Consider the following 26,096-nt stretch of genomic DNA (forward strand, 5'->3'; position numbering starts at 1 on the left):
TTTTTTTTTGCGAACGCCGAAGAGGGCACCGCCAGGGCTACACCTGCGAGCCGCGCAAAAGGTGCCGCACGAACACCCGGCCGGCCCGGACGTTTCGCGCCATCTCGCCCGGTGAAACCAGGGAGGAAACGGCCCGCTTCAGCAGAAAGGACGGCCGCAGGTAGAAGCGGCGCCGGGCCAGATCGCAAAGCCGCACCAGCTCGCGCGGCCCGAGGGTCTCGTTTCGCACCACGCAGTTGTGCAGGCCCTTGGGCGTGAGCCAGTCACGCCAGGTTTCGGCCGTGATGTGCCCCCGGGCGGCGTATTCGGCGTAGGCCTCGGTGCCGGGGTAGACCATGACCGGGTAGAACTGGGCCGTGTCCGGAGCCAGTTTGATGGCGAAATCGATGGTGGCCATGATGGACTCGCGGGTATCGCCCGGAAAACCGAAGATGAAGCAGCCGTGGACCTTGATGCCGGCGGCCTTGGCGTCAGCCCGGAAGCGTTCCATGCGTGCGGCCGTAAGGCCTTTTTTCATGGAGGTAAGGGCGGTGGGATCGGCGGATTCGAAGCCCACGCACACTTGCCCGCAACCGGCCCGGCCCATGGCGGCGAGGAGATCGGGGGCCAGATCGGCCCGGCTGTTGGCCGACCACTCGAAACGCAGCCCCCGGCGCATGATGGCGGCGCAAAAGGCCTTGCAGCGCGCCCGGTCGGCCGTCAGCGTGTCGTCCTCGAAAAAAACCGTGCGCAGGCCCGGAAAATGCTCCAGGCTCCAGGCCACTTCGTCGAGCACGTCCTCGATGGGCCGGTAGCGGGCCTTGCGCCCGGTCAGCGTCTGGGGATGCAGGCAAAACGAACAGCGAAACGGGCAGCCGCGCGAGGTGGAAAGCGTCACCATGGGCGGCTTGGCATTGGGGTTGAAATAGCGGCGGATGTCCAGGTGGCGCTTGTAGACCGGGGCCACGGGCGGAAGTTTTCCCAGGTCCTCGATGTAGGGCCGGTCGGGATTGTGGACCGCCACGCCGGACTCGTCGACAAAGCTCAGGCCCTCGATTTTGGCCAGCCGCTCCTCGGTCGCCGGGCCGCTTTCCAACACCCGGGCCAGTTCCAGCACCGTGGCGTCGTATTCGCGCCGGGCCACGGCGCAAACAGCCCCGGGAACGCTCGTCAGCACGTCTTCCGGCAAGGCCGAGGCATGGGGCCCGACCAGGACCGTGAAAACCCCGGGCAGGACGCGGCGCAAGGCGGCGGCGGCGGCAATGTCGGCGTCGATGCTCGGCGTCGCGGTGTCGATGACGGCCAGGACCGGACGCAGGCGCTCGGCCCGGGCGATGACGGCCGGCAGGTCGAGTCCGGCGGCCGGGGCGTCGAGCAAGTCCACGTCGTAGCCGTCGGCCTCGAGCAGGGCCGTGGCCTGGGCCAGGAACAGCGGAAAATACAGCGTGCCGGACTTGGTGACGGCCGGGGAACGCTGGGGCCGGGAAAAATCAGGCAGAAAGGGGGGATTGAGAACCAGCACGGGTATGGCGGGGGTCATGATGGCGCGCGCCTCCGAGGCGGATGATGGAACATGCGCCATGATAGGCGAAGGGGCGCTTTGGGGCAACCGGCCCGCGCAACCGAAACGGCCTTTCGAAAGAAGGGAACGCCGCCGGCCGGCCGGCGGCCGGCCACACGGTGGATCTTGACGATGTCGGTGTGGAAGCCGCCGGGCTTCTGGCCTTTCTTTCGGCGGAACAGGGCGTGAAGGCAAGCTTTCCCGTGCCGGCCACGTCCACGATGGTCTCGGCCAGGGTGAGAAAATCCGACGGCGCGTCATGGCCGATGTTGAAGACCTCGCCCTCGGCCTCGGGACAGGCTCCCTCACCCATAACCGTCCCTTGCCATCGGTCGCGTCTGCGGCCACACTGCGCCGTCGGCCCGCGTTCCCCCCGGGCGGCCCGGAACACGTCATGAAAGTACCGCTGTTAAACGTTCCCGACGCCAGTGTGGGCAAGACCAACGACAGCTGGGTCCTGGAAGCCACGGATATCGGGGAGGTTCCACCCATGGATATCCTGTATCCGGCCGGCATGCTGCGGGTCCGGCGGGCAAGTGAGCTGGTCCTTTTCGCCAAAGGCGCGCTGCCCCTGCTCGGCATCAAGGGCTACCATCGCAAACGCCATAAGGAAGGCGAAAGCCGCTTTGGCGCCCCCACTCAAACGGAGAACCGATGAATCCGGGCAGTGCCGCCGGCCATACGCATCCTCCCCCACCGCCCGTTTTCGCCGACCATGCGTCCGCCGAACCTTCCCGCAGGCTTTTCTGGCTGCTTTTCGGCCTGATCCTGGCCGGCTCCCTGGCCTTGCGCCTTTACAATGTGGGCACGCCCCAGCTGTGGGAGGACGACTACCTCAACCTCGACCGGGCGTTGATGACCCCGGCCCAGCTCATCGCCATCCAGCAATATCAGGGGCCGGCGGACACCATTTTCGACTTCCAGCCGCCGCTGTCCTACCTGCTCGTCCACGCCGCCCTGGCCGTGTCCAAGACCACCCTGGCCGCCCGCGTGCCTTCCATCATCGCCGGCATGCTTTCCATTGTGGCCATCGGGCTGCTCGGCGCGCGCACAGGCGGCCGCAAGGCCGGGCTGGCCGCCGCCGCCATGGCCGGGTTGTCCCTGTTTCATCTGGATTTCTCCCGGGCCATCAAACTCTATGCCCTGTTTTTGTGCGCCTTGTCCTTTTCGGTATATTTTCTCGTGCGCTGTCTGGAGGCGAAATGTACCCGGCGTGCGGCCTGGCTGGCGGGATACGCCGCGGCCACGGCGGCCATGCTGACCACGGCCTACCAGGGCGTGCCGGTGCTTTTGGCCGAAGGATTATGCGTGTTGGGCCTGTATGCGGCCCGGAAGGGGGTTTTCAGCGGAACCGATCGCAACTGGCGGCTGGGGCAGTTCCTCATGGCCGCCGACGCGGCCGTGCTCGTCTGGCTGCCCCTGGCCCCGGGGCTTCTGTTCGTGCGCGAGTTTCTGGACAATCCACAGGTCGATCCCTGGCAGGGCCTTGGCGGAACGTTTTTCACCAACGTCCTCAACGGACTCTATTACCAGCACGCGGTGGTGCCGCTGGTCAGCACGCTGCTGCTTATCGTCATGACCCTTCTCGGCCTGCTGGTCGGCCGGCGCGCGCCGGTCCTGCTGCTGACCGCCGTCGGTTTTTTCCCCGCCTTGGCCATACTTTCCAGCCACTCGGACCTGCGGCCCATCGTGTCCTGGCGGCACCTGATCAGCCTGTTTCCGGGACTGACGGTTTTCGCCGGCGCGGGCGCGGCCGCGACGGCCGACATTGTGGCCGGCTACGTGGCGAAAAAGGCGCGCGTCGCCACGGCCTTGTGCGTCACGACCGCGCTTTGCGCCGTGGCCATGGGACCGGGGCTCACCCGCATCCGCGACGACGCCTCCCGCACCCTGTCCAACGACCGGGACCTGTTTCGCTACATAAGCCGTTTGCCCGTGACCTGGACCGGATTGACGTTTACCGGCTATAAGCGAAACACCAAGACCTTCGCCGCCGGGTGGCACCTGCCCGGGCGTTTTCCCGGCCCGGGCGACTTCTCCGGCCCGGGCTACGGCCGCACCCTGGTCGTGGACACCTTCACCGCCCCGTCCCAACGTCTGCGGGCCAAACCGCGCGGCACGCTGCTGGCCTCCTGGGGCACCGGCATCTTCAAGACCCGCGTCGCCCTGGACGGGCTGCCCCGCCGCGCGCCCCTGCTGCTGGCCCCGGACGCCGAGGGCGAGGCCGCCTACGGCGACGATTTCCGCGATTGGCGCTATTACCGCGACGCCTTTGCCTCGCGCAATTTTACCGTGGACACGGAAGTGGGCCTGCTGCGCCCGACCCGCTACGAAAAGCCGGCCATGGCCGTGTGGCGCTTCGACCTGCCCCCGGGCAGCGCCGGGGCGACCGTGCGGGCAAGCGTGGCCGCGGCGCTGTACAAACGCCATCCCGACAAGCCGGCGGATTCGCTCCTTTCCATCGCGGCAAGCGGCGACGGCAAAACATTTACGCCCCTGGCCGTCTTGTCCCACGCGGATTTCCTTATGCCCGACGGCACGCCGCGCACGCAAAAAAGGCGTTTTTTCGAGGAGATGGGCTTTTACCACGAATGCCGCGAAGCCGTTGCCCGCCTGGATCTGACGCCCTTTGCCGCCACCGGCACGGTCTACGTGCGCGTGACCTACGCGCCGGGCGTGCGCGAGGGCTTTCTCAACGTGGCCGGACTGGCCGTGACGGCGGAATTCCCCGAAAAAAACCGGCCCCAGGTCGAGCCCCTGGCCTTTTACGCCGCCAACCTGGCCAAAAACTGCGCCGCGCCGGCCTACGCGCCGGACCGCCATCTCCTCGGCCAAACCGCCTACGTTTTTGCCGCGCCGGAGCATCCCGAACTGGCCGCGCGCCTGCCCGGAGGGGAGGTCGTGGGCTCCCCGGCCGCACTGACCGCCTTCACCGCCGCCCACCCGGATCTCGCCCCGGCCTATGTGCTGCGCGACGCCTCGGGCGCGCCGGCGGTCATCGTCCACGACCCGGCGCTTGGCCCGGACGGCGACGCGCCCCGCCTTTCCGGGTCCAAAGCCCACGCCGTCCTGGACGTGGCCGAAAAAAAACCTTTCGAGGTGGGCACGGCCTGGTTATGGGGCAGGATCGACGCGCCGACGCTTACCATCGGTTCGACCGGTCTGGCCGTCCCGGTCTCGGCCCCGGCCGGGTCGGTGCTGCGCCTGACGCCCAGCGGCAAGGGACTCCTCGCCTTCAGCCCGAATTTCGACCCGCCGGATTTCACCGACGCGCCCAACGCCCATTTCCGCAACATGGCGGCTTCCACATCCTATCCGGAATATGCCGGCGGCGTGACCTGCCGCCCCGGCACCGTCTGCTCCTTCGACTACGTCATCGTCTCCGGCCTGCCCATGACCGAACTGCGGCTGATGACCTATCCCCGGCTCTACGGCGATCCCGGGAGTCCGGGAAGTTGCCGGGTCTCGGTTTCCACGGACGGCAAACGGTTCCGGACGTTGATCGATTTTCGCCGCATGGAAAAAAACGTCTGGTCGCCCATGTTCACCCGGCGCTTCGCCCGGCTGCGCTTCGACAAGCCGGCCACCTTCGTCACGGTGCGCTTTTCGCTTTTCGCCAATGCCAGCGCCGAATTCTGGTCGCCGACGCGGCCCATCGACCGCATGATGGTGGAGGCGGACCTCGACGCGCGCTCGCTGCCCCCCGTGCGGATAACGCCGGGAGAGACGCCGCTTCGGCTCAGCGGCGCACCGGACAACGACCTGCGCCTGACCTTCGATCCCAACCAACCGGGGATCGAGCGGGTCTGGCCCGGGGAATAGGCGGCAAAAGCCGTTTCCCCTTCACGGCCGGCCGTGCTATGCGCTTTTGACGTGATGTCGGGAAAAAAAACCGGGACATTGCGGCCCGATGCCGCCGGCTGGATCGCGCTTGCGCTCGGGCTTTGCGCCCTGGCCCTGCGACTTTACGCCCTGGGCGCGCCCTCGGCCTCGTTTTACGACGAGCTGACGACGCTGGCCCGAAGCCTTGCCCCGACCCTGGGCAAGGTCTTTGACGCCGCCCGCTGGCAATATCCGCCCTATATCGACTTCCAGCCGCCGCTTTACTATCTCGTGGTCCACGCGGCCATCGGCCTCGGCCACACCGACTTTTTCGCCAGGCTCCCGGCGGCGCTTTCCGGCGCGGCCAGCGTTCCCCTGCTCTACCTCGTCGGACGCCGGCTCGGCGGCAAGGCGGTGGGAATTTTCGCGGCCGCCGCCCTGGCCGTGAACCTGCACCATGTCGACGTCAGCCAGCAGACGCGTCTTTACGCCTTTTACGGGTTCGCAAGCCTCGGCGCGCTCTGGGCGCTGCTGCGCGCCCTCGGGAAAAACGACGGGAAACGGCGGACGGTTACCGCCTGGGCGCTCTACGGCTTGTTCCTGGCCATCGGGCTTTACACGTCCTATCTGGCCGGGACCTGGCTTGTGGCGGGCCTCGCTTTGACGCTCCCGGCCCTGGTCCGGCCGGCCCGGTTCCCGGACGTCCGAAGCGACGAGGGCGACGGGCCACCCGCGCCGCATCGCCGGCGCGGCCTGATCCTGGGCTGCCTTCTTGCCAGCCTGGCCGCACTGTTCCTTTTCTGGCCCTGGCTTGCCGCCACCTCGGGCATGCGCGGCTACCTTCTTGCCGCCGCCGCCCCCGATCGGCCGGCCCTCGGGGCGGCCCTGTCGCGTGTATTCGCCGCCTTTTCCAGCCAGTACGCCGCCTTCACCGGCCGGCCGGAGCTGCCCTGGCTGCTGGCCGGCCCGGCCCTGCTCGGGCTGGTCGCGGGCCTTTGCACGCGGGAGCGACGCTTCGCGACCGTGGCCGCCGTCCTCTGGTTCGCGGCGCTTTTCCTGCCGGTCTGGTTCAAGGCCAACGCCACCCACCATTTCCAGACGCGCTACGTGCTGCCCTGCCTGTTTCCGGTCCTGATCCTGGCCGGCATGCTGCCGGCGGCCTTGTGCGACCGGCTGCCGCGAAACCTTCCCGGCAAGGCCTTGCGCCTCGCCCTGCCCGTGCTGCTGGGTCTGGCCCTGGCCGCGCCGAGCCTGCCGGTCTATCCCTTCTACTACCGTCGCGACGACAGCCGGCTGCGGACCCTGGCCGCGTTTCTGCGCGAGAGGGCCGCACCGGGCGTGGCCCTCGACTTCGCCGGCTACAGCCCGCCCTGGACCCGGTTTTACTTCGACACCTTCGTGCGCTGGTACCTGCCCGGCGTGTTCGAGCCGCCCCTGCCCGAGGGAGGGAGCGACTTCCGGCAATGCCTGCTGGTCGAACCCGAGGGCGAGACCGCCCCGCCCCCGCCGCCCGGCGCGGTCCCGCTCGGTTCGCTCGCCCGGGTGCGCGTTTTCCGCGCGCCCCTCATAAACGCCGCCCCGCTGCTCCTGCGGCCGAACGCCTCGGGACAGGTCTTTTTCCAAACCGACCTGCAGACCCTGCCCAAGGCTTTTGCCCAAATCCGGTCCAGCCGGAACGTCCGTTTGAACCGAAAGGGGCTGCTGCCGGCCGATCGTTCCGCCTCCGGCAGCGTCACCTACGCCTTCGCCCCCCTGCCCGGGGAGCGTATCGCCCTGACAAGGCTGGCCCTGGACGCCCGGGTGCACGGCTATCCCGGCATCCCGGTTTCGGGCCGGGTGATGGTGCTGGTCGGACCGTCCCCGGCCAAGCTCGTCCCCTACGATCCGGGGGCGTTGCCGCCGCCCGGGGACACCCTCTACGTGCGGCTCATCCTCGAACCCGGCCCCAGACGCGAAACCGTGGAGGTCACGCGTCTGGCCCTGGCCGCCGCCGTAAGCGGCCGGCCGGATCCGGGCGTCACCCCGGAAACGGAAGAAAAGAAACGGCTGGCCGCCAACACGCTCGTCGTGCCGTACGAAAAGGACGCCCTCTATCCCGACCGCCGGCCGCTTATGACCCTGCCGGCGTCCCAGGCGCGGGACGCCGGAACCGCGCCCGTCGCGGTGATTGGCGACACGACCTACGTGGACCCGGCCGTCTCCCCGGATTACGGCCGGCTGGCGGCGGGCAAGCCGCTCGTTCTGGTCAATCCCGGCAGCCTGCCCATCCCGGTCAACGTCTGGAAGCTTGGCGGCTCGCCCCAGGGGCCGCACCTGACCGTGGGGGACACGACCTTCCAGGTTCCGCTTACCGGCAAAAAAATCGTCGCGACCTTGGCCGCCCGGGACCGGGGCGAGGTCGCACTAAACCCGCTTTTCACCCCGGACGGCTACGATCCGGCCATGGCCGACGTCGCGGACCGCGTCACGCGCCTGCCCAAGGAGCCGGTCCTGACCTGCCCGGACGGCAAACCCTGCGCGGTCACCTACGCCCTGGTCACGGGGTATCCGGCGCGGACGTTGCGCCTGGCCTGGTTTCCCCGGGTTTTCGCCGACGCGGCCGGCAAAAATGGCGTCCAGGCCGCCTATTCCACAGACGGCAAAACCTTTCAGCCCCTCGACGCGCTTGCAAGCTCCGGCACGGGCCGCTGGGAAGGGCTCGGCGTCGGCCGGACCGTCACGGCGGACCTCGGGGGATTTACGGGCACGCTGCGCCTGCGCTTCACTCTTTCCGGCGACGCGGCCCAGCTGTGGTCCTCCCCGGAGACGCCCATGGCCCTGTCGCTGTCCCTGGATACAGGGAGCCTGCCCGCGCTTTCCCTGCCGCCCGGCCGCACACCGCTTCGGGCCGATTGCCCGGAGGCGGACGGCGTGGTAGCCTTGCCGATGCCCCTTAGCGACAGCGCGATTGGTGCGCCATGAGCACCGCCCCCCCCGCGTCCCCCCCCGTCGTCATTGTCGGCGGCGGCGTGGCCGGGCTTGCCTGCGCCGCCAAACTGACCGCGGCCGGATGGCCGGTGGTCGTGCTCGAACGCGAATCAGAGGCCGGCGGCCTGTTGCGCTCCGCGTCCCTGGACGGCGTGGTATTCGACCTCGGCCCCCATGTGCTTTTCCTCGACCATCCGGGGCGCGGCGAGGCGTTCTTGCGCGAGGTCCTCGACGGCGCGCCCGTCATCCGCCACCCCTTCGCCTTCGCCATCCACGCCGGCGGGCGCTATTGGAAATTTCCCAACCACTTCGATTTTCTGCGTTATCCCACCCGCTACAAGCTCGAAGCCCTGCGCGCCGCCCTCAAACGCCGGGGCGCGCCGCCCCCGGAGCCCATCCCCGCTTCCCTGGAGCTGGCGGAAAAATGCGGCCCGGGGCTCTACGGGCTCCTCTTCCGGGACCTGTTCGCCAAAAAGGCCCTCATGAACCCGGCCGAACTGCACCACCACTGGCTGGCCCGGGTGGACCGCACCATTGACAACGCCAAGGAGCCGTTCCTGCGCCGGGGCAAGGCCGGGGCCGTGCTGGCCGCCCTTGGCCGGCTGCGCCAGCGCTACACCTATCCCCGGGGCGGCCTTGGCGACGTGCCGCGCCTGCTGGCGGAGCGCATCAGGAAAAGCGGCGGCGAAATCGTGACCGGCGCGGCCGACATCGCCCTCGAACGCCAGGGCGACCGCATAACGGCCGTTCTTTTGCCCGAACGGCGCATTCCCTGCCGGCACCTGGTCTGGACCGCGCCCTTAAACGCCCTCAACAGCGCCCTGGAAGAGCGCGCGGTCCCCATACTCCCCACCATCACCATGCGCCTGGCGCTTTTGACCTACAACCGCGCGAAACGGGTCCACCGGCCCTATGTCTATACCTACCACCCGGACCCGGCCATGCTGGCCAACCGCTTCTACTATCCGGAATCCATCTTCCGGGAGCTGGGGCCGGCCGACCGCGAGGGCCTGTGCCTGGAGATCAACGTGGCCACGGGCGACGGGGACGTACCGAGCGAAACCGAAACGCTTTCCCGGGCCGTGGCCGACGTGGCCCATGCGGGGCTCTACCCGCCCCAGGCCCTGCGCGAGGCCCGCGTCGTCACCCTGCCGGCGGCCATGCCGGTCTATCCCCTCGACTATGAAAGGAATCTGGAGGCGGCGACCACCCCGGTGCGGGGCATCGCCAACGCCCACGCCGTGGGCCGGCAGGGCGGCTTCTACTTCTGCCTGACCCCGGCCGCCGTCACCCAGGGGCTCAAGATGGCGGATCACCTGCTTGGAACCGAACCCCAACCCGGAGCCTGACCACCATGGGACTGCTCGATTCCGCCCTGGCCACCAAGGGGGCGGGCGCTTCCGAACGCCTCAAAATCCTCAAGCGCCATGCCCAGGCCTTCTTGCGCCACGCCACGGCCAAACGGCTGTGGAATTTTTGCAAGGCCGAGCGCAACAGGCTGCAAAAGCGCACGGTGCTCGATTCCATGCCCTATATTCTCAAGATCGAGACCACCAACATCTGCAACCTGCGCTGCGCCTACTGCTACGACGACCGCCGCGCCCCCGCGCCCGGTGAACGCCCCTTCGGCCGCATGAGCGCCGACCAGTTTCGCGGCCTGCTCGACGCCGTGGGGGACTACCTCTTCAAGATCAACCTGTACGGCTTCGGCGAGCCGTTCCTTTTCCCTGAAACCCTGGAAATGATCCGGCTGGCCACGGACCGCAACATCGGCGTGGGCGTCTCCTCCAACCTCAACCACCGCGATCCGGACCTGCCCCGGCGCATCGTGGCCTCTGGCCTGGAAGTGCTCATCTTTTCCTGCCACGGCGTGTCGCAGGAGACCAGCAACCGGTTCATGCGCGGCGGCAACCCGGAACTGGCCCTGGAAAACCTGCGGGCGGTCATCGACGCCAAGCGGGCGGCCGGATCGCAAACGCCCTTCATCGACTGGCAATACTGCGTGACGGGATTCAACGAGCACGAGATCGAAACAGCCAAGGACAAAGCCAAAAAGCTCGGCGTGGACCAGGTGCGCTTCATCAAGCCCTTTTTCCCGGCCGACGCCCCGGACGAATGGTTCTCCAGCCGCTTTCCGCGCCAGACCTTCAGCCACGACGCCGAGGCCTCGCCGGGCTGCTCGTGGCTGTACCGCTCGGCCTACGTCAACTGGGACGGCGGGCTGATCCCCTGCTGCCGCGATCCGCGCGACCTGTCGGTGGATTTCGGCAACGTGCTCGAAACGCCCTTCCGGGACGTCTGGAACAACGCCAAATACCAGGCGGCCCGAGCGCTCCTGGCCGATCCGAGCCGCAACGACCTGCGCCCCGGCATCGTCTGCGGCCGCTGCCCGGTCACGCGGTTACCCAGAGGGTAGGAGGAAGAACCCGGGGGGAAACTTTGTCTTACGAAAAGTTTCTCCCCGGCCCCCCTTCAAAAGACTTTAACGGTTACAAGTTGTTAGCCGCAACCAGGCTGGCACCTTTAAAAGTTTTGGGGAGGGGAGAGCGCGAGAGGGGGACCCTTTTTCCAAAAAGGGTCCCCCTCTCGCACGTTCTCTTCCAATCGTATCGCTAGTAGGGCGTGTTCTGGCTCTCCACGTCGTTCCAGACGGAGACCGGCGCGTCGTTATTGAGCACGCGGTCGACGAAGCCGTTGTTTTTCACGTCCAGTTTCTTCCAGGCGTTTTCGGCCTTTTGCTTGTCCTTCCACTGGGCCACGAACTCGTCCTTGGTGATCACGCCGTCCTTGTTGACGTCGTACTTGAGGTACACTTCGTCCATGGTCGCGTAGCCCTTGGGATGCTGCTGCGACTGCTTCTTGGCGCAGCCGCCAAGCGCGGCGATCAGGGCCACGATCGCCAGAATCCCCATCACGTAACGCACCATTTCCCGCTCCTTGCTGGTGTTGCCGGTTTCGCCCCAAGGGGCTCCTGCGGGCCGGCGCCCTGGCAACCGCGAGACGTCTTCGCCGCACACGGCCGCGCCGGGACGCTTTTTCCGATCCACCACATGTTTCATACAACGGCCAGCACCGTCCAGTCCCGGCCAAGGCGATTCCCTTTGCGGCAGGCGTAAAAGGGAAAAAAGTTTTGGGGAGGGGAGAGCGCGAGAGGGGGACCCTTTTTTCAAAAAGGGTCCCCCTCTCGCACGTTCCGTTCACCGAACCGCTGTCGCGGTTCGCGCTATTGTTGCGGATTGAAAACCTGGAAGGTCTTCTTGATGGAGGAGCCGTCTTCGGCCACGGCGGTGAGCGTCCAGTCGCCGCTGGCCATCTCCCATTCCTTCTCGAAGGTGAAGGTGCAGTTGTATTCCTTGCCCGTCACCACGTCGACGGTGGTTTCGTTGTTGAAAACCACCTTGTTCTGGGCCGGGTCGATGATGCCCGGCGAGGCGGTGATGATCTTGACCTTGGAGGTGCCGCCTTCGGGCTTGAGCGTCTTAAAGCGCATGCCGAACGTGGTGCCGAGCTTGCGCGGCACGGAATTGGTTGCGGTCGTGAGCGCCCCGTTCGCATCGTAAATGCCGTAATCCACCAAAACGATGGAGGGCTCCTGTTGTTTTTCCTCCTTGCCGCCGAAGCCGAAGAAGTTCAGCGTCGAGGAGCAGGAAGCCAGAAGCAGGCACAAGATCGGCAATATCACAAGCAAACGTTTCACGCGTGTCCCTCCACGGCCTCACCCCGGCCGCATGTTCTTAATAATGGCCCACATGACCCCTCGGGCGGCCGGTGTCAAGGGAAGCCGGGCCGGCCCCCCTTGCATCGCGTCCCCGAAAAACGAAGGACGCGCCGTAAGCGCCCCTACGCCGGCACGCTGCGAAGCGGCGGTTCGCCGAACGCCAGGTCGGCCAGCGGGGTCATGCCCGCGAAAAAGGCGTCCAGGGCCGGTTTTTGTTCGATCGCCAGCCGCAGGCCCGAGACGGGCAGCGGCCCGGGTTCCTGTCCATAGACCATAACGGCCCGGTCGATGCATTCCGCCGGCACGAAATCGGCCACCAGCCGCAGCGCCACGCCGGTCCCCTCCTCGAAAACGACCAGAGGCCGGGGATAGCGCGCGCGGCCGGGTCCGAGCACCAGGTTTCCCGTGCGGGCGAGGGTTTCCTCGACCCGCGACGGCGGCACGCCCGCCCATTTGCCGAGCAGCTCGCAAAAAAGCGGCCGCAGCGCCAGATAGTAGAACGGGTCGAGCTTGAGCGCCGCCGACACGCCCGGCACGTTGAGGATGGAAGGCGCGGCGGCATAGTGCCGGCCAAGTCCCATTTCCAGCCGGGTCAGGGTTTCCGCGTAATCGACGAGCATGCGGGCTCTCCTTCGCGGTTGTAGGCCGCATCGAGCAGATGGGCGTAAAGCCCGCCCAGGCTCCTGGTGGTACATCCGAAGACCTCACGCCAGACCTCGTCCGATTCCATACAAAAATACAGGCCCCGGGAAAAGCCGTACCTGGCCAGCCTGTCGGCCATGAACCGGAACTGGCGCACGCGAAGCGGCCGCAACAGCCGCTTTTTGCCGTCCGCGCCGAGCGAAAACTCCCCGATCATGTAGGCCGGCACATCGCGCCCCTCCCCGGTAAGGCGTCCCGGCAGCTCGGGCAGGCAGCGAAACGAGCCCAGGCTCATGTAGGCGATGTCCGCCGGGCGCAGGTAATCGAAAATCATGTCCACGGCCGCGCCGTAGCCCGCTTCCCAGCCCGGGTAGAAGCAAATGGGGTCGAAATGCAGGCAGACGCGAAACCCGGCCGCCACGCAAGTCCTGGCGGCGGCCAGACGGGCTTCCAGCGGGGCCGTGTCGCGTTCCTGCCCGGCCACGATGTCCGGGGCATTAAACGACCAGGCCGGCAGCACCCGGTCGGGCCTGGGGTCGGCCTCCATCCAGATGAGATCCACGGTCTTGGATTTGAGCTCCAGCACCACGTTGTCGAAGTCGGCCAGAAAGCCGAGCAGCTCCCGCGTGTGGCCGGTGATGGACTCGAGGGCCAGCGAATCGGCGAACTGGCCGGTGCCGACCCGGAACCGCCGCGTGCGGTCGTGGCCGAAAGCGCGGCCCAGCTCGTCGAACATGGCCTCGGTGTTGGCGAAGGCGGTGAGGGTGCGGTCGCGGAAATAGGCCCGCAGGATGCAGTACGAGCAGTCCATGGGGCAGTTCTCGCCGATGTGCACGATCTGGTAGCCGCAGCAGCGGTAATTGCGCGTGGCCGGACAGGGCCGCAAAAACCGCCCCTTGTGGGCCTTTATGTGCAGCACCCGGCCGCCGCCCGGCGCTTCGGGCAGCGCCTCGCCCGGAGCCAGGACCACCTTGGCCGCGTCCGGCAGATGGGCCCGCGCCCGGGCGGCCATGGCCGTGCCGGCGACGGCGGCGTCCACGGCCAGGCAGGTGATGTCCCAGGGAGAAGGGCTCACGCCGCGTCTCCGTCGTCGGCCCGGGCCACCGTCAAGAGCCCCGGCAGGCGCGGCGAGGCGGCCATGGCCCCCAGATCGGCGGCGGCCTTTTCCATCTCGGCCGGGGAGCGCACCACCACCTCCACCGTGACGGCGTCGGCCTCGAAGCCCTGGCTGGGGCGCAGGCGCACCCGGCTGCCGCCCGGGGTCAGCTCCCGGGAAAGGGCGGCGAAACGGGCCTCCAGGGTGGTCGTGGCGGGGTAGCGCAGGCGGCGCAGCCCGGCCAGCACCCCGGCCGCCAAGTCGTTTGGGGAAAGACCCCGCTCCGGCAGCTCCAGCACGCCGCAACGCGAAAGGAGCGCCCCGGGCGTCTCGCCCGAAAGCGCCGCCGCCTCGGTCAGAAAGGACAGGGCGTTTACAAGCGTTCCCCGCGACCAGCGCATGGCCCCCAAAAGCGGCGTCAGCGCGGCAAGCGTCGCGGCGTCGCAGGCGGCAAGCGTCGCGGCGCACCCGAGCGGCACGTTGCCCGCCGCCAAAAGCGCGTCGCAGGAGGCCGGCAGCGAAAGCCAATGCGCCACCTGCCGGGCCCGGCCGCCGCCCTCGCCGAAAAGCTGCGGCCCGGCCAGGGCCATGAAATCGTCCACCGAGCCGTGGACCGTGAAATAGCGCGCGGCCGCGACGAGCATGGCGTCGGTCACGGCGCGGCCAAGGTTGGAGCCGAGATAGAGCACGCCCAGGCGCAGTTCCGGGGAAAGTTCGGCCAGATCGGGCTCCATATCCTCCGGCGCGAGGGCCATGGCGGCCAGAGGACGGCCCCGTATCGCGCGCAGGGCCGCCGCCCGGCGCGTCCCGGCGGCCAGCACCGGCCGGCCCCCGGCGTCGAGGACCAGGGCGGGCGTCATCTGGCCGAAGCGCTCCAGGGACGTCACGAGCGCCGCGTCGGGAGGCGCGGCCCAAAACAGGTGCGGCGCGGCGATATCCAGGTCGCGCGGGTGTAAAAAGAGTGGCTGCACGGTGTCGTTTTTATTACGGTTTTTCCGTAGAGTTCATGATTTCAGGGTGTTGTCGCCTTGACAAGGGGGTGACCCCTGCCCCACTATGCCCAAACTCGGGGAAAAGCCAAGGGCCTAAAAAGCCCGGATTTCCTGACCGGTCTTTCTCTTCCTTAAAGCAACGTCACCCGGCCGCGCCCAAGGCGGCATGCGATAGTGTCGCGTCCTCGAAATCCGCGCCCGCGGTTTCGTCCGCGCCATCGTGACAACCCTGCGTCCGCCAGCCGGAAAACCGGCGCGCGGACGCGTCGAGCGTCTGAGGGTACCTGGGAGGGGGCCACGGGGGAAACCCGGGGCGGACCCGGGCAAACCCGGGCCATCCGACCCCCTGTCGGCCTCCCGGGAGTTACCGAACGCGTCAACAAGGGAGAAGGGAATGTCGGAAAACCTTGCCAGCCAACGCACCTACGCCCTGATCGGCCACGGCGGATGCGGCAAAACCTCGGTGGCCGAAATGCTCCTCTTCACGACCGGAGCGGTGGCGCGCCTTGGCAAGATCGAGGAAGGCACCACGGCGCTCGACTACGAGCCCGAGGAAGTCAAGCGCCGGGGCAGCACCCAGCCCGGCCTCGCCACCTACCAGTACAACAAAAACCGGCACTTTCTCCTGGACGTTCCCGGCGACGGCAGCTTCAACGGCGACCTGCCCTACCTGCTGCGGGCCGTGGACGGCGTGGTCTTCGTGGTCGACGCCGTGGACGGCGTCAAGCCGCTGACCAGGAAACTCTGGGGCGAGGTGGCCAAGCTCGGCCTGCCCGCCGTCTTTTTCATCAACAAGATGGACCGCGACCGGGCCGATTTCGACCTGGCCCTTTCCGGCATCCGCGAAAAGCTCGGCGTCAAGACCTACGTCCAGAACCTGCCCATCGGGGCCAAGGAAGACTTCAAGGGCGTGATCAACGTCCTGGAAGGCAAGGCCTACATTTTCGACGACAAGGGCGGCGCGGCCGAAACCGCCATTCCCGACGACATGGCCGAGGAAGTGGAGACGCTGCGCGAGACCATGGTCGAGGAAATCGCCGTGGCCGACGAGCAGCTCATGGAGCGCTACCTCGAGGGCGAGGAGATTTCCACCGAGGAGCTGCTCGCCACCGTGCACATGGCCACGCTCTCGGGCCAGTTGTGCCCGGTGTGCTGCGGCTCGGCGCTGAGGAACATGGGCGGCGAGCGCCTGCTGGCCGCCGTCCAGAACTTCCTGCCCGGGCCCATGGAAAGCGCCGCCGGGGCCAAGTCCATCGTCACCGCCGACGGCGCGGAAATCCCCGTGTCCGAATCCGGCCCGGTGGTGGCCTTCGTCTTCAAGACGCTCTTCGACCCCTTCGCCGGCCAGCTCTCCATGACCCGCGTGCTCACCGGCACCCTTTCCACCAACATGGACCTGCAAAACACGGCCACGGACACCCTGGAGCGCGCCGGCCAGCTTCTTTTGCCGCTCGGCAAGGACACCACCATCTCCAAGGAGCCGGCCGGCCCCGGGGCCATCGTGGCCCTGGCCAAGCTCAAGGACACCGCCACCGGCAACACCCTGTGCGACCCCAAAAAGCCGGTGACCATCGAAGCGCCGGTCCTGCCGCCGCCCATGATCTCCTACGCCCTGGCCCCGGCCGAAAAGGGCGACGAGGACAAGGTCTTCGCGGCCATGTCCAAGCTCCTCGACGAGGACATCACGCTCTCCATCACCCGCGACGAGGAAACCGGCGACATCCTGCTTTCCGGCATGGGCCAGACCCATCTGGAAAACGCCGTGGAAAAGGCCCGCCGCCGCTTCAAGGTGAGCCCGGTGCTCAAGGCCCCGAAAATCCCCTACCGCGAGTCGGTCAAGGGCAAGGTCGAGGTGCAGGGGCGGCACAAGAAACAGACCGGCGGCCGCGGCCAGTTCGGCGACTGCTGGATCCGTATGGAAGGCCAGCCGCGCGGCGGCGGCTACGCCTTCGTGGACGCCATCGTCGGCGGGGCCATCCCGCGCCAGTACATCCCGGCCGTGGACAAGGGCGTGCAGGAATCCGCCGCGCGCGGCTACCTGGCCGGCTACCCCATGGTGGACTTCAAGGTGACGCTCTACGACGGCACCTTCCACACGGTTGACTCTTCGGAAATGGCCTTTAAAATCGCGGGGTCCATCGCCTTCAAGGCCGCCTGCGAAAAGCTCAAGATATCGCTGCTCGAACCCATCGTGCTGGTGTCGGTGAGCTGCCCGGACGAATACATGGGCGACATCATCGGCGACCTGTCCAGCCGGCGGGGCAAGGTGCTGGGTTCGGATTCCACCGGCGGCATCACCGAAATCCAGGCCCACGTGCCCATGGCCGAGATGCAGGAATACGCCAAGGCGCTCAGTTCCACGACCGCCGGCCAGGGCGCGTTCACCATGGCCTTCGACCACTACGAGGAATGCCCGCCGCCGATTGCCGACAAGGTGATCGCGGAGGGCAAAAAGAAGGAAGCGTAAGAGGCGGGGGAGGCGCCGCCTCCCCCGCGCCCCCTTCGCCAGGGCGCCGCCCTGGACCCGCCGGGGGGCTTGATGCCCCCCGGTCCCCCCTTTACCGGGCCGGGATGGCGAGTGGAGGCTCGAATGTTTGTCGCCGCAATCGGCCCGGCGGCACGCGGCGCTCCGCGCCCCGACGCCGGACGCGATCGCGGCGACAAGATGCGCCAGCGGCGAAGCGCCGCATGGAAAGACAAATTAGGGACGAGGGAGACACCCCTTTAAGAGTTTTTTTGGAGGGTGGGGGTCCGGGGGCGGGAATCTTTTTTTGCAAAAAAAGGTTCCCGCCCCCGGTTCCTCATCTCCCCTTACCACCTCACCACCTATGGCTCACATTCTTCTTATAGACGACGACGCCATCCTCAAGGAGACGATCGGGGCGCTGATGCGCCGGCTCGGCCATGCCTTCACCTGGGCCGGGTCTTTGGACGAGGGCCGGCGGGCGCTGGTGCATGGCCGTTTCGACGTGGTGTTGCTCGATTTGCGGCTGCCGGACGGTTATGGGCTGGACATCATGGCCGAGCTGCGCACCGCGCCGGGCGCGCCCGAAATCATCATCGTCACCGGCCAGGAGGACCCCGAGGGCGCGGCGCTGGCCATCAAGTCCGGGGCCTGGGACTACATCCAGAAGCCGCTCACGCCCAACCGCGTCACCCTGCCCCTGACCCGGGCGCTGGAATACCGGGCCCAGAAGGCGGCGAGGCGTCCCCGGGCGGTGCTCAAGCGCGAGGCCATCATCGGCGTGGGCCCGGCCATGGAGGCCTGTCTGGACATGGTGGCCCAGGCCGCCGATTCCGACGCTTCGGTGCTGGTCACGGGCGAGACGGGCACGGGCAAGGAGCTTTTCGCCCGGGCCATCCACGTCAATTCCCCGCGCGGCAACAACAATTTCGTGGTGGTGGACTGCGCCGCCCTGCCCGAGACGCTGGTGGAAAGCGTGCTGTTCGGCCACGTCAAAGGCGCTTTTACCGGAGCGGACCGGGACCGCGACGGGCTTTTCAAGCTGGCCGACGGGGGCACGCTTTTTCTCGACGAGATCGGCGAGCTCTCTCCCGGCATCCAGAAAACGTTTCTGCGCGTGCTCCAGGACGGCCGCTTCCGGCCCGTGGGCTCCAAAAACGAGCTGCAAAGCGATTTCCGGCTGGTGGCCGCCACCAACCGGGACCTCGGCGTCATGGCCGCCGGGGGAATGTTCCGCGAGGACCTGCTCTACCGGCTGCGCACCATCGTCATCACCCTGCCCCCGCTTCGAAACCGCGTGGAAGACGTCAAGCCCCTGGCCATCCACTACATGAACCGGCTGTGCGAACGCTACCGCCTGCCGACCAAGGGCTTTGCCGAGGAATTTTTCCAGGCCCTGGCCGCCTACAGCTGGCCGGGCAACGTGCGGGAACTGTGCAGCACCATGGAGCGGGCGCTCTTGCAGCATCGCACCGAGCCGGTGCTCTATCCCAAGCACCTGCCCGACGAGATCCGCATCCAGGTGCTCAACGCCGGAGGCGCGGCCGAAACGAACGGGCAGGCCCACCAGGAAGAATCGCAAGCGCCGGCCGTGCCGCCCTGGAAGGAGTATCGCCGCCAAGCCCTGGACGCGGCCGAGCAAAGCTATCTGCAAGACCTGCTGACCGCCGCCGGCGGCAACGTGGCCCGGGCCTCGCGTTTAAGCGGCCTGTCACCTTCGCGCCTCTACGACCTTTTCCGCAAGTACAATCTGCCGACCCGGGCCTAGCCGCGTCCCTTCCCGCCCGGCTCAATCCATTTCGATGCAGTCGTGGGGGCAGATGCCCATGGCCCGCTCGATGTCTTCCGCCGGCGCTTCGGCCAGAAGGACGACAGGCTTTTCGGCCTCCTCGTCCATTTCGAACAATTCCGGGACCATGGCGGCGCAAGCGCCGCAACCGTTACAGCAGACGGGGTTGACGCTGTAGCCGTGCGGGGACGTGTCCATGGGGAGTACCTCGGTTTCAGTGGCGCGATGCGGGTTTTCCATCTATGCTCACGGCAGATTTCGCCAAATCGGGGGCTTGCGGGCTGGCATGCGATGCAACAAATGCGGGGCCAATATCCCCGACAACCAACGTTTCTGTCCGGTCTGCGGACACAAGCTCCAGTCCGGGCACCAATCCGGCGCGCTTGAGCCGGACGGGTCCGAAGACACCGGCGGCGCGGCCCGGGGAAACGGCACCTCCCGGCTGCTCGATTTCCAGGGTTGGGCCAGGACCGGCAGGGGGCTTGGCCGCTACATCGAGGCCTGCGCCTACGGGACCCTGCTCGTGGCCGGCGTGGCCTGGTATGTCTACTCGGGCATGTTCTGGCCGCTCTATCCCATACTGGCGATCTGCGCCCTGGCGGCCTGGCTGCGCCGACTGTAACCCGGCCCGCCCGAAAAACACAGCCTCCCTCCACGCCCGCCCCATGCCTTCGAGCGCGCTTCAGGCGCGACGCGTCTTACGTTTCCTCTGGCTCACCAAGCAGTCCAGCCGCCGTCCACCTGCAGTCTGGCTCCCGTGACGTACCCGGAGGCCGGAGCCAGGAAAAACAGCATGGGACCGACGAAATCAGAAGGCCTGCCCATGCGGCCAAGCGGTGTTTGGGCGATGTAGCGCCGCTGGAACGCGGTGTGCTGGTGGGTGTCGTCCGCCACGCCGCCCGGGCTTATGCAGTTCACCCGGATGTTCCAGGGCGCCAGATAGGTGGCCAGGTATTTGGTGAAGGTATGGATGCCGCCCTTGATGAGCGGATAGGCTCCGGCACAGGTCATGTCCGTGCCCTCGTAAATGGGGAAATGCGGCCCCACCTCGCCGTAAATGGAGCCCATGTTGACGATGGCCCCGCGTCGCTGGCCTTTCATGTATTCGGCGGCGCTTTGGCAGCAAAGGAAAAAGCCGCCGGCGTGGTCGCACAAATTCTTGTACAGGCTTTCGGGCGTGACGTCCTCGAATTTGGCCTGCCAGTCGGCGGTGCGCGGCCAGGCGTTGTTGATGAGGGCGTCGAGCCGGCCGTATTTTTCCCAGAGCGCCCGGAAAAACGCCTTGACGGACTCCGGGGCGGCCACATCCAGGGGCAGGCAGACGGGACGCGCGATGTCTTCGGGATAGCTGTTGGTCGCAAGCTGGGCCTTGAAACGGTCGGTATCGCGCACGCCGACCACGAGCTGGCAGCCGCTTTGCGGAAGCTGTTTGACCACTTCCCGGCCGATGAGCCCGCTGCCCCCGGTGAGAACGACGACCTGGTCCCGCAACGAAAAAAGATCCGTGATCATGCCCATGGCTTTGCCCCGAGGTGATACGCGAGGATGGGATAGTCGCAACGCGCGTGACACATGAAATCGTCGGGAAACTCACCGGTTATCTGCGCCATTCTGAACTGTCTCATTTCGCGGTTGTTCCAGATTCCCGCCAGGGGGGCGTCGTTGACGTTGCCGAAGATGTGGGAGCCGTTGATGTCCTGGGTACAGGGCACCACGGAGCCGTCCGCCAACACGGTCAGGGATGTCCAGGGGTACTCGCAGTACTGGGCGCAGTAGTGGCTCTTGTTTTCGCCCCGGCTTTTATCCGTTTCGCCTTTGCGCTGCAGCAGCCATTTATTGTCAACGGTTTTGACGTAGGCATAGACGCCTTTGTCCCGCCAAAGCTCCAGGAAACGGGCGGCTTGGGACGTCTGGCCGAACTCGCCGCAGAAATCGAGCATCGTCATGACGATAACGGTTGAAGCGCCCTTGCGTTTCTTGAGTTCGAGCACCTTGAGGATGTTTTCATACGAACGGCTGAAATCGGCGGGACCGCCACGGATCCGCCGGGCTTCGGCGTCGTCGAGGCTATCCATGGCGAACTTGATGTAGCCAATGCCCGCGTCGAAAAGCTCTTCGATGAAATCCAGCTCTATATTGCAGGGGTTGCACGAAAAATAACTGGGTATGGAACGCTGGCTGAGCAAGGCCACGCGTTGGGGCAGCAGCGGGTCCAGCAAGGGTTCGCCAAAGCCGTGCAACGTGACGGACTGCGAGACGATGTCGAAGTAAAAGGTGTTTTCCGTCGTCTCCGCCCCCGTGAGGAGACGACGCTCCACAAAAGCGCGCCACTGGGCCTTTTCGGCGTCGCTCATGGGCGATAGCTGATCCGCCACCCGGGAAAACGTCTTCATGTCCATGTGCCGCGGTTTGCGCGTCATATCGGTGGTCCGCTGGCACATCACGCAGCGCATATTGCAATAGCTTGTGGTCTCGATATTGAAGACGCATGGCCTTGGGGAAAGACAGGCATTCAGCTTTTCATAGATGTCCGTGGCGGCCGTCCCGACATGGCGTCCCTTGAGGATCTCCCGCTTCAGATCGTAACTGTTCATGAAAAAACGGGTATCATACATAAAAAAACATCCCTTCCCCGGCGCGGAGGCGGGTTACGTCATCCGGCGCCGCCGCCTCCAAGGAGGTGCAAGCAGCAGCCGGGAGCATCCCCGTGCGGGCCCGCATGAACGGTTCGGCCCGAAACGGCGTACGGCGCGTGACAGAGGCCATGCTTTGGCCGCCGGGCCGCCGCGTGGGGCAGAGGCCATCTTGCGGCAAGCCCCGCACAGCCACTCGTGTGGCGTTCTCTAAAAAATAATTATTTAAATATATTATTCTCAAAATTCGTATGCACGAATTTCGAGAACGCGACACTAGGGGCTGCCGCAGCAGCGGGCCACCGTGGTCTTGGAACAGGGCAAGGGGTCCACGACCACGGTGATGCAACCGGCGGCCATGTCGCGCACGACGCGGCCCGAGGACATGCGGCCATGCCAGACGCGGCTGGAAAAAATCGCCATATCGCCGTTCATCTGGACGTAGAACTCCGCGAATCCCTTGGCGAAAAACGAATTGAAAATATAGACGCCCTCGCGCACGCCGATAAACTCGTAATTTTGCGGGTTCTTGCAGGTCAAAATGGCCAGCGCCTGCCGGAAGGCGCAGGCCAGCACCGCCTCTTCGTTGAACGCCGCGGCCGGGCGCACGGCCCCCGCAACGCCAAGGAACGCCAGCAAGAGCGCCGTCACCGCCAGCCGTTTCATGCGCGCCTCCCAAGCGAATTTTCGTAAAACGCCCTCGAAAAGACGTACTCTTCAAGGGACGCAACGCGTACCGCCCTTTCCCGGTTCCCATCGGCACCGGCCCGTTTTCCTTTAGTGGCCGACACAGCCCGCACGGTCTCCTTGTCGCCCAATCGTCTCCCCGGGTCTACCCCACGGTAACGACAACCATGGATAACGCCGGAAAACTCTGGAGGCTTTATCATGAAGTCAGGACTCGATCGCAGAAAATTTCTCGAGCTTGGCGCGGCCGCCTGCGGCATGCTCGCCGTTGCCGGCGCATTTCCCCAAAAGGCCGGGGCCCAGGCCCCGGCCCAGCCTGTCGCCCTGGACGCCTGCCTGGCCATGTCCCCCCTGGCCATGGCCGAAAGCTCGGCCATTGTCGACCGGGACTGGAAATACCTGGGCGAAGTGGCAGCGTCCATCAAGGACCCGGCCGTGCGGCAAAAGGTGCGGGCCATTCTCGACAACCCCGCCCCCACCCTGGCCGATCGCCTGGCCGATCCCAAAACCCGGACCTCGGTCCACCAGGAACTGGAGGCCAAAGGCTTCCTCAAGGGCCAGACCGTGGCCGGCATGCTGCCCCCGGTCGCCGATCCGTCCAAGGCCGCGCAGCCCTTCAAGAGCGCCCCGGGCAGCGGCTACACCAGCCACCACGCCTTTCCCGGCGGCCTGGTCGTGCACACCGCCGGCAACATGCGCAATACGCTCGGCATCCACGACGGCTACGTGAAAAACTACGGTCTGACCCTCGACCGGGACACGACGGTGGTGTCGCAGATGCTCCACGACCTGCACAAGCCCTGGGTCTTCGTCTGGGCCGAGGACGGGGCGTCCCGCAAGGAGCAATCCCTGGCCGGCACGGGCGAACACCACGTGCTTTCCGTGGCCGAATCCATCGTGCGCGGCCTGCCGCCGCAAATGGTGGTGGCCCAGGCCTGCGCCCACAACCATCCCGGCGACGCCAAGGACGAGGCCGACGTGGTGGGCTGGATCACGGCGGCGGCGATCCTGGCCGGCGTGGACCCGGTCAAGGCCGGGCTGCTCGGCCCGGACGGCAAGACGCTGCCCGTGCCCCGTCGCATGGAAGGATTCGTGTGCCACCTGGGCGACCACGACTGGGTGCTGACCGTGCCGGCGGGCAAATGGACGACCGCCGCCCTCGGCCAACTGGCCAAGGAACGCTACGGCATCGCGGACGCCGACTCCAAGGCTTTCAACCAGTTTCGCAACTACGTGTTCGCCCACGGCACCATGATGGGACTCTACGCGGCCTACAGCGCCTCGGGCAAAGACGCCCTGGCCGACGCCGTGGCCGCCATCGTCAAGCCGGTGTGAGGGATGCGAAGAAGCCGGGGGGAAACCTTTCTTGCAGAAAGGTTCTCCCCCCGGACCCCCTTTCCAAAGACTTTTAACGATAACAGTCCGTCACCGTTAGAAGTTTTTGGGAGGGGAGAGCGCGAGAGGGGGACCCTTTTTTCAAAAAGGGTCCCCCTCTCGCACACGCTTCCCATCCTCCTCCTTCTCCCCCCCCGCCTCCGATTGGTGCGCTTGCAGCCGGTTGTTGACGGCCGTGCTGACGGCGTCGAGCAACGGCGAGGCGATGCGGTCCCGGTGCATGACACGCGAGAACACCCGCTCGAAGGCGACGTCCGCGATGGGGACGGCGAAAAGCTCGCCCGAGGCCAGTTCCCGGGCCACCACCAGGGGCGACAGGCAGGCCAGGGTGTCGGGATTTTCGAGCACCGCCTTGATGGAATCGTTGTTGTCGAATTCGAGGAACAGTTCGGGCCGCAGATCCAGGGGAAAAAGGCGGGACAGAAAGGTTTCCCGCGTGCCCGAACCCTGTTCGCGCATGAGCCACCGCCGGCCCATGAGTCTGGCCATGGGCTGGGGACCGGCGGCGGCCAGATGGCGGTCGGAAGTGACCACCACCAGCCGTTCCCGCAAAAGCGGCGCGGCGCGGACGAGCAGGCTGCGCACGTCGCCTTCCACGAATCCGATATCCAGGCTTCCGGCCTCGATGTGCTGGACGATGTCGGCGGTGTTGCCCGACTCGCAGGTGATGGCGACGTGCTCGTAGCGCGTCTGGAAGTCATAGAGGATCTGCGGCAGCACATAATCGGCCAGGGTGGTGGACGCGCCGACGCGGACATGTCCGGCCATGCTGTCGCGGGCTACGTAGCCGAAGATATCGGTGAGCTGGGAAAAAAGCGGCGCCAGCCGGCTTTCGAGCAGCCGTCCCTTCTCGTTGAGGCGGATGCCCCGGCCGATGCGGTCGAAAAGCGTCACGCCGAGTTCCGCCTCGAAATCGCGCAGGGCGCTCGACACGGCGGCCTGGGACACGAAGAGCCGCGCCGCGACGTCGCGCATGTGCGGCGTCGCGGCCAAGGCCAAAAAAATTTCCAGATGTCGTAGCGTCATGGCGGATTCGATAAGATTTGCTTGTCAAAAGAACAAGCATTATCCGTTTGAATGGGTCCGACCGGCGCAGTAGACAGGCTTCGTCCGAAGTAACGCATGGAAACAGGAGCCTGTCGCCGTATGCAATCCACGTCCGCCGTCTTCAATGAAAAAACCGTCCATCTTTTAAACGGCCTTCTCTTTGTGGCGTTATTCGCCAGCACCGCCTGGCAACTGTCGCAATGGGGCTATGTCGCATCACTGGGGCTCAGTCCGCTTATCGTCGGCATCGCCTTGGGCATAAGTTACGGCAACACCCTGCGGGGGCATCTGCCGGCCAACTGGCTGCCGGGCGTGCTCTACTCGTCGCGGGGGCTTTTGCGCGCGGCCATCGTGCTCTACGGATTCCGCCTCACCTTCCAGGACCTGGCCAGGGTGGGTCTGGACGGGTTCGCCGTGGGCGCGATCATGCTCACCACCACTTTTCTCGGCGGCACGCTGCTCGGGACCAAGGTTTTCGGCATGCCGCGCCGGCTGGCCATGCTGACGGCGGCGGGCAGCGCCGTGTGCGGCGCTGCGGCGGTCCTGGCCGTGGAACCCGTGGTCAAGGCGAAGTCCCATGAAAGCAGCATCGCCGTGGGCACGGTGGTCGTTTTCGGCACGCTGGCCATGTTCGTCTATCCGGCGCTGTACAACCACGGCCTGCTGGACCTGACCCAGCGCGGCTACGGCATGTTCGTCGGCGGCACCATCCACGAGGTGGCCCATGCCGTGGCGGCCGGACGGGCGGTGTCTTCGGTCGCCGGCGACACGGCGGTCATCACCAAGATGCTGCGGGTCATGCTCATCGCCCCGCTGCTCGTGCTCCTCGGCGTGTGGGTCGCGCGGTTCCCGGACAAGGACGGGCATGCGGATGCCGCCAAGGCCAGCCGCGCCAAACGCGGGCACAACCTGCGCAGCTTCCCCTGGTTCGCACTGCTTTTCATCGCCTGCATCGGGATCAACTCCCTGGGCATCGTGCCGCCGAAAGCCGTTTCGCGCATCAACGACCTGGACATCTTCCTTTTGACCATGGCCATGTGCGCCCTGGGCATGGAAACGAGCTGGTCGAAGGTGCGGCTGGTCGGCCCCAAGCCGTTCGTCCTGGCCGGGCTGTTGTTCGTCTGGCTGGCCGCGGGCGGCTACGCCGTCACCCGGGCCATCGTGGGCATCGGGGGGTAAACGGGAAAAGGCGCGGAAAAGAGACCGGGGGGAAACCTTTCTGAAGAAAGGTTTCCCCCGGACCCCCTTTCCAAAGACTTTTGGCGGTTACAGAGTGATAGCGTTACATCACCTGTAATCGTAAG

The 26,096-nt window shown here is 66.4% G+C and carries 22 protein-coding genes; 10 read left to right on the top strand and 12 right to left on the bottom strand.

Annotated features, from left to right (window positions below; translation table 11 throughout):
- Positions 1 to 37: 37 nt before the first annotated feature.
- Both DESFRDRAFT_RS18820 and DESFRDRAFT_RS22600 read right to left on the bottom strand, forming a co-directional pair.
- Entirely contained in the window at positions 38 to 1,519 is a 1,482-nt protein-coding gene (locus DESFRDRAFT_RS18820; protein ID WP_005996629.1) for a B12-binding domain-containing radical SAM protein, read from the bottom strand.
- Positions 1,470 to 1,853: a hypothetical protein gene (locus tag DESFRDRAFT_RS22600; protein ID WP_158306985.1), complete on the bottom strand. Its 384-nt coding sequence runs from the start codon at positions 1,851 to 1,853 to the stop codon at positions 1,470 to 1,472. The genes DESFRDRAFT_RS18820 and DESFRDRAFT_RS22600 overlap by 50 nt, the downstream gene beginning before the upstream one ends.
- A gap of 81 nt (positions 1,854 to 1,934) precedes the next feature.
- Between DESFRDRAFT_RS22600 and DESFRDRAFT_RS18825 the strand changes: the two genes are divergently transcribed.
- The 5 genes from DESFRDRAFT_RS18825 to DESFRDRAFT_RS18845 are packed head-to-tail and all read left to right on the top strand — an operon-like array spanning position 1,935 to position 10,745.
- Positions 1,935 to 2,198 (top strand): hypothetical protein, encoded by a 264-nt coding sequence (locus DESFRDRAFT_RS18825; RefSeq protein WP_005996631.1) that lies wholly within the window; start codon positions 1,935 to 1,937, stop codon positions 2,196 to 2,198.
- On the top strand, positions 2,195 to 5,362 hold the full coding sequence (locus DESFRDRAFT_RS18830; RefSeq protein ID WP_005996632.1) for a glycosyltransferase family 39 protein: 3,168 nt from the start codon (positions 2,195 to 2,197) through the stop codon (positions 5,360 to 5,362). The genes DESFRDRAFT_RS18825 and DESFRDRAFT_RS18830 overlap by 4 nt, the downstream gene beginning before the upstream one ends.
- A gap of 54 nt (positions 5,363 to 5,416) precedes the next feature.
- Entirely contained in the window at positions 5,417 to 8,323 is a 2,907-nt protein-coding gene (locus DESFRDRAFT_RS18835) for a glycosyltransferase family 39 protein (protein ID WP_005996634.1), read from the top strand.
- Positions 8,320 to 9,678, top strand: coding sequence for a protoporphyrinogen/coproporphyrinogen oxidase (locus DESFRDRAFT_RS18840; protein ID WP_005996636.1), 1,359 nt, complete (start codon positions 8,320 to 8,322; stop codon positions 9,676 to 9,678). The genes DESFRDRAFT_RS18835 and DESFRDRAFT_RS18840 overlap by 4 nt, the downstream gene beginning before the upstream one ends.
- Positions 9,679 to 9,683: 5 nt before the next feature.
- Complete coding sequence (locus DESFRDRAFT_RS18845; RefSeq protein ID WP_005996639.1) at positions 9,684 to 10,745, top strand: radical SAM protein; 1,062 nt, start codon at positions 9,684 to 9,686, stop codon at positions 10,743 to 10,745.
- A gap of 196 nt (positions 10,746 to 10,941) precedes the next feature.
- Here DESFRDRAFT_RS18845 and DESFRDRAFT_RS18850 read toward each other — a convergent pair whose 3' ends face one another.
- The 5 genes from DESFRDRAFT_RS18850 to DESFRDRAFT_RS18870 form a co-directional block, all read right to left on the bottom strand.
- A complete protein-coding gene (locus DESFRDRAFT_RS18850) occupies positions 10,942 to 11,256 on the bottom strand; it encodes an EF-hand domain-containing protein (RefSeq protein ID WP_005996640.1) in 315 nt (104 codons plus the stop codon).
- Between the two features lie 296 nt (positions 11,257 to 11,552).
- Positions 11,553 to 12,026, bottom strand: coding sequence for a DUF3859 domain-containing protein (locus DESFRDRAFT_RS18855; RefSeq protein WP_005996641.1), 474 nt, complete (start codon positions 12,024 to 12,026; stop codon positions 11,553 to 11,555).
- A gap of 143 nt (positions 12,027 to 12,169) precedes the next feature.
- Positions 12,170 to 12,667 carry a hypothetical protein gene (locus tag DESFRDRAFT_RS18860; protein ID WP_005996642.1) on the bottom strand — a complete coding sequence of 166 codons (498 nt, stop codon included), beginning with the start codon at positions 12,665 to 12,667 and terminating at the stop codon, positions 12,170 to 12,172.
- The gene (locus DESFRDRAFT_RS18865; RefSeq protein WP_005996643.1) at positions 12,640 to 13,764 is read right to left on the bottom strand and encodes an SPL family radical SAM protein; all 1,125 of its coding nucleotides are present in this window, start codon (positions 13,762 to 13,764) and stop codon (positions 12,640 to 12,642) included. Before DESFRDRAFT_RS18865 ends, DESFRDRAFT_RS18860 begins: the two co-directional genes overlap by 28 nt.
- Entirely contained in the window at positions 13,761 to 14,756 is a 996-nt protein-coding gene (locus DESFRDRAFT_RS18870; RefSeq protein ID WP_005996644.1) for a hypothetical protein, read from the bottom strand. Before DESFRDRAFT_RS18870 ends, DESFRDRAFT_RS18865 begins: the two co-directional genes overlap by 4 nt.
- Before the next feature lie 415 nt (positions 14,757 to 15,171).
- Here DESFRDRAFT_RS18870 and DESFRDRAFT_RS18875 point away from each other — a divergent pair, with 415 nt between their 5' ends.
- Positions 15,172 to 17,244 (top strand): elongation factor G, encoded by a 2,073-nt coding sequence (locus DESFRDRAFT_RS18875; protein ID WP_005996645.1) that lies wholly within the window; start codon positions 15,172 to 15,174, stop codon positions 17,242 to 17,244.
- A 361-nt stretch (positions 17,245 to 17,605) separates the two neighbouring features.
- On the top strand, positions 17,606 to 19,009 hold the full coding sequence (locus tag DESFRDRAFT_RS18880; RefSeq protein ID WP_005996646.1) for a sigma-54-dependent transcriptional regulator: 1,404 nt from the start codon (positions 17,606 to 17,608) through the stop codon (positions 19,007 to 19,009).
- A 21-nt stretch (positions 19,010 to 19,030) separates the two neighbouring features.
- Here DESFRDRAFT_RS18880 and DESFRDRAFT_RS18885 read toward each other — a convergent pair whose 3' ends face one another.
- A complete protein-coding gene (locus DESFRDRAFT_RS18885) occupies positions 19,031 to 19,228 on the bottom strand; it encodes a ferredoxin (RefSeq protein WP_005996647.1) in 198 nt (65 codons plus the stop codon).
- Between the two features lie 88 nt (positions 19,229 to 19,316).
- Between DESFRDRAFT_RS18885 and DESFRDRAFT_RS18890 the strand changes: the two genes are divergently transcribed.
- Positions 19,317 to 19,652, top strand: a complete 336-nt coding sequence (locus tag DESFRDRAFT_RS18890) for a zinc-ribbon domain-containing protein (RefSeq protein ID WP_005996648.1) — start codon at positions 19,317 to 19,319, stop codon at positions 19,650 to 19,652.
- A 92-nt stretch (positions 19,653 to 19,744) separates the two neighbouring features.
- Here the strand turns inward: DESFRDRAFT_RS18890 and DESFRDRAFT_RS18895 are convergent, their stop codons facing one another.
- From DESFRDRAFT_RS18895 to DESFRDRAFT_RS18905, 3 genes are all read right to left on the bottom strand, one after another.
- On the bottom strand, positions 19,745 to 20,548 hold the full coding sequence (locus DESFRDRAFT_RS18895; RefSeq protein WP_043795338.1) for an SDR family oxidoreductase: 804 nt from the start codon (positions 20,546 to 20,548) through the stop codon (positions 19,745 to 19,747).
- Positions 20,539 to 21,645: an SPASM domain-containing protein gene (locus DESFRDRAFT_RS18900; protein WP_005996653.1), complete on the bottom strand. Its 1,107-nt coding sequence runs from the start codon at positions 21,643 to 21,645 to the stop codon at positions 20,539 to 20,541. Before DESFRDRAFT_RS18900 ends, DESFRDRAFT_RS18895 begins: the two co-directional genes overlap by 10 nt.
- 294 nt (positions 21,646 to 21,939) lie before the next feature.
- Positions 21,940 to 22,329 carry a hypothetical protein gene (locus DESFRDRAFT_RS18905; protein WP_005996655.1) on the bottom strand — a complete coding sequence of 130 codons (390 nt, stop codon included), beginning with the start codon at positions 22,327 to 22,329 and terminating at the stop codon, positions 21,940 to 21,942.
- 222 nt (positions 22,330 to 22,551) lie between these two features.
- On the opposite strand from DESFRDRAFT_RS18905, the gene DESFRDRAFT_RS18910 reads away from it, so the two are divergent.
- Positions 22,552 to 23,685 carry a twin-arginine translocation signal domain-containing protein gene (locus DESFRDRAFT_RS18910; protein WP_005996657.1) on the top strand — a complete coding sequence of 378 codons (1,134 nt, stop codon included), beginning with the start codon at positions 22,552 to 22,554 and terminating at the stop codon, positions 23,683 to 23,685.
- 141 nt (positions 23,686 to 23,826) lie between these two features.
- Here DESFRDRAFT_RS18910 and DESFRDRAFT_RS18915 read toward each other — a convergent pair whose 3' ends face one another.
- Entirely contained in the window at positions 23,827 to 24,771 is a 945-nt protein-coding gene (locus DESFRDRAFT_RS18915; RefSeq protein WP_005996659.1) for a LysR substrate-binding domain-containing protein, read from the bottom strand.
- Positions 24,772 to 24,891: 120 nt separating this feature from the next.
- Between DESFRDRAFT_RS18915 and DESFRDRAFT_RS18920 the strand changes: the two genes are divergently transcribed.
- Entirely contained in the window at positions 24,892 to 25,971 is a 1,080-nt protein-coding gene (locus tag DESFRDRAFT_RS18920; RefSeq protein ID WP_005996661.1) for a YeiH family protein, read from the top strand.
- The last annotated feature ends 125 nt before the right edge of the window (positions 25,972 to 26,096 follow it).

Origin of the sequence: Solidesulfovibrio fructosivorans JJ] (assembly GCF_000179555.1) — a bacterium.
In the GTDB taxonomy this organism is placed as follows: Bacteria; Desulfobacterota; Desulfovibrionia; order Desulfovibrionales; family Desulfovibrionaceae; genus Solidesulfovibrio; species Solidesulfovibrio fructosivorans.

Bases quoted from the DNA above. Each gene is read 5' to 3' on its own strand.
- DESFRDRAFT_RS18820 (WP_005996629.1), bottom strand. From the start codon at position 1,519: ATGACCCCCGCCATACCCGTGCTGGTTCTCAATCCCCCCTTTCTGCCT.
- DESFRDRAFT_RS22600 (WP_158306985.1), bottom strand. From the start codon at position 1,853: ATGGGTGAGGGAGCCTGTCCCGAGGCCGAGGGCGAGGTCTTCAACATC.
- DESFRDRAFT_RS18825 (WP_005996631.1), top strand. From the start codon at position 1,935: ATGAAAGTACCGCTGTTAAACGTTCCCGACGCCAGTGTGGGCAAGACC.
- DESFRDRAFT_RS18830 (WP_005996632.1), top strand. From the start codon at position 2,195: ATGAATCCGGGCAGTGCCGCCGGCCATACGCATCCTCCCCCACCGCCC.
- DESFRDRAFT_RS18835 (WP_005996634.1), top strand. From the start codon at position 5,417: ATGTCGGGAAAAAAAACCGGGACATTGCGGCCCGATGCCGCCGGCTGG.
- DESFRDRAFT_RS18840 (WP_005996636.1), top strand. From the start codon at position 8,320: ATGAGCACCGCCCCCCCCGCGTCCCCCCCCGTCGTCATTGTCGGCGGC.
- DESFRDRAFT_RS18845 (WP_005996639.1), top strand. From the start codon at position 9,684: ATGGGACTGCTCGATTCCGCCCTGGCCACCAAGGGGGCGGGCGCTTCC.
- DESFRDRAFT_RS18850 (WP_005996640.1), bottom strand. From the start codon at position 11,256: ATGGTGCGTTACGTGATGGGGATTCTGGCGATCGTGGCCCTGATCGCC.
- DESFRDRAFT_RS18860 (WP_005996642.1), bottom strand. From the start codon at position 12,667: ATGCTCGTCGATTACGCGGAAACCCTGACCCGGCTGGAAATGGGACTT.
- DESFRDRAFT_RS18875 (WP_005996645.1), top strand. From the start codon at position 15,172: ATGTCGGAAAACCTTGCCAGCCAACGCACCTACGCCCTGATCGGCCAC.
- DESFRDRAFT_RS18880 (WP_005996646.1), top strand. From the start codon at position 17,606: ATGGCTCACATTCTTCTTATAGACGACGACGCCATCCTCAAGGAGACG.
- DESFRDRAFT_RS18885 (WP_005996647.1), bottom strand. From the start codon at position 19,228: ATGGACACGTCCCCGCACGGCTACAGCGTCAACCCCGTCTGCTGTAAC.
- DESFRDRAFT_RS18890 (WP_005996648.1), top strand. From the start codon at position 19,317: ATGCGATGCAACAAATGCGGGGCCAATATCCCCGACAACCAACGTTTC.
- DESFRDRAFT_RS18895 (WP_043795338.1), bottom strand. From the start codon at position 20,548: ATGGGCATGATCACGGATCTTTTTTCGTTGCGGGACCAGGTCGTCGTT.
- DESFRDRAFT_RS18900 (WP_005996653.1), bottom strand. From the start codon at position 21,645: ATGTATGATACCCGTTTTTTCATGAACAGTTACGATCTGAAGCGGGAG.
- DESFRDRAFT_RS18905 (WP_005996655.1), bottom strand. From the start codon at position 22,329: ATGAAACGGCTGGCGGTGACGGCGCTCTTGCTGGCGTTCCTTGGCGTT.
- DESFRDRAFT_RS18910 (WP_005996657.1), top strand. From the start codon at position 22,552: ATGAAGTCAGGACTCGATCGCAGAAAATTTCTCGAGCTTGGCGCGGCC.
- DESFRDRAFT_RS18915 (WP_005996659.1), bottom strand. From the start codon at position 24,771: ATGACGCTACGACATCTGGAAATTTTTTTGGCCTTGGCCGCGACGCCG.
- DESFRDRAFT_RS18920 (WP_005996661.1), top strand. From the start codon at position 24,892: ATGCAATCCACGTCCGCCGTCTTCAATGAAAAAACCGTCCATCTTTTA.